The organism is Phenylobacterium sp. (genome assembly GCF_024508875.1).
In the GTDB taxonomy this organism is placed as follows: Bacteria; Pseudomonadota; Alphaproteobacteria; order Caulobacterales; family Caulobacteraceae; genus Phenylobacterium.
This window is the reverse complement of the sequence record NZ_JANINU010000202.1, coordinates 1-4,120: the sequence shown is the minus strand read 5'-3', so window position 1 is coordinate 4,120 and position 4,120 is coordinate 1. Positions and strand designations below refer to the sequence as shown.

The window sequence follows — 4,120 nt, the reverse complement described above, 5'->3', positions numbered from 1 at the left end:
CCCTGGTTCCGCACGATCACCGTCTCGTCCGACATCGCCGGCACATAGGCGCCGCCGGCGGTGCACGAGCCCATGACGCAGGCGATCTGGGCGATGCCCTCGGCGCTCATCCGCGCCTGGTTGAAGAAGATGCGGCCGAAGTGGTCGCGGTCCGGGAACACCTCGGCCTGGTGCGGCAGGTTCGCGCCGCCGCTGTCGACCAGGTACACGCAGGGCAGGCGGTTCTGCAGCGCGATCTCCTGCGCCCGCAGGTGCTTCTTCACGGTCAGCGGGAAATAGGCGCCGCCCTTCACGGTGGCGTCGTTGGCGACGATCATCACCTCGCGGCCCGAGACCCGGCCTATGCCGGTGATCACGCCGGCGGCGGGCGCCTCGTCGTTGTAGAGCCCGAACGCCGTGAGCTGGCCGACTTCCAGGAACGGCGCGCCGGGGTCCAGCAGGCGCATCACCCGGTCCCGAGGCAGCAGCTTGCCGCGCGATGTGTGCCGCTTGCGGCTGTCCTCAGACCCGCCCAGCGCGGCCTTGCCGCTGCGCTCCCGAAGTTCTTCCACCAGCCCGCGGTTGACCTCGGCGTTGGCGGCGAAGGCGGCCGATCCGGTGTCGAGCGCCGTTTGCAGTTTCCTCATGCCCCGCCCTAGGCCTCCTTTCGCGCGGGAGGTCAAGTTTCGTGAGGGGGCGGTCCTTGCGGACTAGGTGTGTGGAAGGGGCGTGAAATTCCTAAAAATTGCCGAGATGTGAAAAATCATCTCGCGCCGTGCCCGCTTCGGCGTGCGTAGTGACCACGAACCACACGAACCACGCGAACGGTCAGCGGACGACGCGCTCGATCTGTGCTCGTCCCGAGCCGCCGAAGTTCACGAGCAGGCCGACACGCAGGCCTGATAGTTGATGAGCTGGGAGCGATGCTCGCAGCTAAGGCGCTCACCGCCTTCAATTCGATGAGCACGCCGCCAAAGCATGTTCTCGTCGGTCTATGCTCACGCAACGTCGCCGTGGCACAGAGCGTCTCGTGAGCAACGAGACCTTTCCCGAGATCCGCGAAGCCGTGCGCAAGCTGTGCGCGCGCTTCCCCGGCGCCTACTGGCGCGAGCTCGACCGCGAGCGGGCCTATCCCACCGCGTTCGTCCAGGCGCTGACCGAGGCCGGCTTCCTGTCCGTCCTGATCCCCGAGGAATTCGGCGGGTCGGGCCTCGGCCTCGCCGCCGCCACGGCGGTGCTGGAGGAGATCCATCGCAGCGGCTGCAACGGCGGCGCCTGCCACGCCCAGATGTACACCATGGGCACGGTGCTGCGGCACGGGACCCCGGCGCAGAAGCAGGCCTACCTGCCCAAGATCGCCACCGGCGAACTGCGCCTGCAGGCCTTCGGCGTCACCGAGCCGGACGCCGGCACCGACACCACCCGCATCAGCACCTTCGCGAAGAAGGTCGGCGACAAATACGTCGTGAACGGCCGGAAGATCTGGATCAGCCGGGCCGAGCACTCGGACCTCATGGTCCTGCTCTGCCGCACCAGCCCGCGCGACGAGGCGAAGACCTCGGCCGGGATGAGCGTCCTGCTGGTCGACATGCGCCAGGCGGTGGGGAACGGGCTGACGATCCGGCCGGTCCGCACCATGCTGAACCACGCCACCACCGAGCTGTTCTTCGAGGACCTGGAGGTCCCGGCCGAGAACCTCGTCGGCGAGGAGGGCAAGGGCTTCAAATACATCCTGGACGGCATGAACGCCGAGCGGATCCTGATCGCGTCGGAGTGCGTCGGCGACGCACGCTTCTTCATCGACCGGGCCAGCCAGTACGCGAAGGAGCGCGTCGTGTTCGGCCGCCCGATCGGCGAGAACCAGGGCGTCCAGTTCCCCCTCGCCCGCGCTTACGTCCAGATGACCAGCGCCAGCCTGATGGTCGACAAGGCCGCCGAGCTGTTCGAGGCGGGCCAGCCGTGCGGGACCGAGGCCAACATGGCCAAGCTGGTCGCGTCCGAGGCCTCGTGGTTCGCCGCCGACATGTGCCTGCAGACGCACGGCGGCTTCGGCTTCGCCGAGGAATACGACATCGAGCGCAAGTTCCGCGAGACGCGGCTCTACCAGGTGGCGCCGATCTCCACGAACCTGATCCTCAGCCACGTGGCCACCCACGTCCTGGGCCAGCCGAAGAGCTTCTGAGTTCCGACGGGCGCGTCAGCGCCGAAAGAAATTGACCACGGACCACACGGACGACACGGACACGCGTGCGACCTGATGCGGCGTCGCGGGCGGTCCCCGTCCGTGTCGTCCGTGTGGTCGGCGGTCGAATTGAACGCGCCTGCGGTGCGCAGGGGGGATGAGGCGATGAGCTACGAGACGATCAAGGTCGAAGAGGCCGCGCCGGGGGTGACGGTCATCGCGTTCAACCGGCCCGACGTGGCCAATGCGCTCTCCACCCAGATGGGCCGCGAGCTGCTGGACGTGTGGTCGAAGCTGCGCGGGGACGAGGGCCTGCGCTGCGTGATCCTGCGCGGCGAGGGCAAGCACTTCCAGGCCGGCGCCGACCTGAAGGAACGCAACGGCATGACCGACGACGCCTGGGCCGAGCAGCACCGCCTGTTCGAGGCGATGATCCGCGCCCAGCTCGCCTGCCCGGTCCCGGTGATCGCCGCCGTGCAGGGGGCGGCCATGGGCGGCGGCTGCGAGATGACCCTGGCCTGCGACTTCGCCTATGCGGCCGAGGGCGCCCGGTTCGGCCTGCCCGAGGCGGGCCTCGGCATCATTCCGGGTCTGGGCGGCACCCAGCTCCTCACGCGCGCCGTCGGTCCCCGCCGCGCCATCGAGGTGCTGACCACCGCCCAGCCGTTCACCGCCGAGCAGGCGAAGGCCTGGGGCCTCGTCAGCGACGTCGTCCCGGCCGACCGGCTGATGGAGACGGTGCTGGCCGTGGCCTCGGTGATCGCCGCCAAGGCCCCCCTGTCGGTGCGCGGCGCCAAGCGCGTCGTCCACGGCGGCCAGGACCTCGACCTGGCCCGCGCCATGGACCTGGAGCTCACCGTCTACAACCACCTCTTCACGACGGCTGACCGCCGCGAGGGCGTCGCCAGCTTCAACGAGAAGCGCACCCCGAAGTTCGAGGGGAAGTAGGCTACCGGGCCGGTCGCAGCATCGGGTAGAGCGGCGGATAGTCGTCCGGCTGGACCAGGCCGATCACCTCGAAGCCATGGCGTTCGTACAGCGGGATGTTCCGGGGATTGCTGCTCTCCAGATAGGCCGGCAGGCCCTGCTGGTCGCAGAGGCGCAGGCCTTCCTTGATCATGGCCGATCCCAGGCCCTCGCCCTGGCGCGCCGGATCCACGCCCACGGCCGCCAGGTACCAGTGCGGCCCCGCCGGATGGTGGCTGCGGATCTGCTCGCCGACCTTCGCCAGCACCTCGCCCTTCTCCGGGGTGATGACGCCCGCCAGCACGCCCAGCATGGTCTCGAGGTCGGGTTCGACGCAGGCCTGCAGCCACAGCGAGACCGCGGCCGCATCCTCGGCCACGAAGGCCGTGCCGTGCTCCAGCCCGCGGCCGCCCATGGCCATCACGAACGGCGGCCAGCCGGCCATGAAGTCCCGCGGCTTCGAGAAGATGTAGCGGACGCAAGGATCGGCGCTGAACGACAGCAAGAGCGTGTCGATCATCGCCTCGCGGTCGGCCGGCGTGGCGGTTCGAACTTCGGCGGGTTTCATGCCGCCTTCATAGCGCGGGATGGCGAAGCAGCGAGTCTCCGCTTACCGTCGCGCTCGTGAGAATGCCTGCGCCCGACCCGAGTCTCATCGCCCGCAAGGGTGAGATCGTGCGGGCGTTGCACAAGATCGTGCCCGGCGAGGGCGTGGTGGCCGAGCCGGCCGGCCTCGTGCCGTTCGAGAGCGACGGCCTCTCCGCCTATCGCCAAACCCCGATCGCCGTGGTGCTGCCCGAGACGACCCAGCAGGTGTCCGAGATTCTGGCCTGGTGCCATGCCAACGGCGTGAAGGTGGTGCCGCGCGGCGCCGGCACCTCGCTGTCGGGCGGCGCGCTGCCGTTGGCCGACGGCGTCGTTCTGGGCCTGTCGAAGTTCAACCGCGTGCTGGAGGTGGACTACGCCAACCGCTGCGCGGTGGTGCAGCCGGGG

Annotated in this window: 5 protein-coding genes; 3 read left to right on the top strand and 2 right to left on the bottom strand. The window is 69.3% G+C overall.

All coding sequences use genetic code 11. The features are described 5' to 3' along the window. Window positions 1-626: carboxyl transferase domain-containing protein (locus tag Q0L11_RS14995; protein WP_296598276.1), on the bottom strand; the 626-nt coding region annotated here is incomplete at its 3' end. Window positions 627-1,009: 383 nt separating this feature from the next. Here Q0L11_RS14995 and Q0L11_RS14990 point away from each other — a divergent pair. Together Q0L11_RS14990 and Q0L11_RS14985 are read left to right on the top strand one after the other, a co-directional pair. Beyond that, window positions 1,010-2,161, top strand: coding sequence for an acyl-CoA dehydrogenase family protein (locus tag Q0L11_RS14990; RefSeq protein ID WP_296598274.1), 1,152 nt, complete (start codon window positions 1,010-1,012; stop codon window positions 2,159-2,161). 165 nt (window positions 2,162-2,326) lie between these two features. Beyond that, window positions 2,327-3,109: an enoyl-CoA hydratase-related protein gene (locus tag Q0L11_RS14985; protein WP_296598272.1), complete on the top strand. Its 783-nt coding sequence runs from the start codon at window positions 2,327-2,329 to the stop codon at window positions 3,107-3,109. 1 nt (window position 3,110) lies between these two features. Here Q0L11_RS14985 and Q0L11_RS14980 read toward each other — a convergent pair whose 3' ends face one another. Then, window positions 3,111-3,695, bottom strand: coding sequence for a GNAT family N-acetyltransferase (locus Q0L11_RS14980; RefSeq protein ID WP_296598271.1), 585 nt, complete (start codon window positions 3,693-3,695; stop codon window positions 3,111-3,113). 62 nt (window positions 3,696-3,757) lie between these two features. Here Q0L11_RS14980 and Q0L11_RS14975 point away from each other — a divergent pair. Then, a partial coding sequence (locus tag Q0L11_RS14975) for an FAD-binding protein (RefSeq protein WP_296598269.1) occupies window positions 3,758-4,120 on the top strand: 363 nt, incomplete at its 3' end.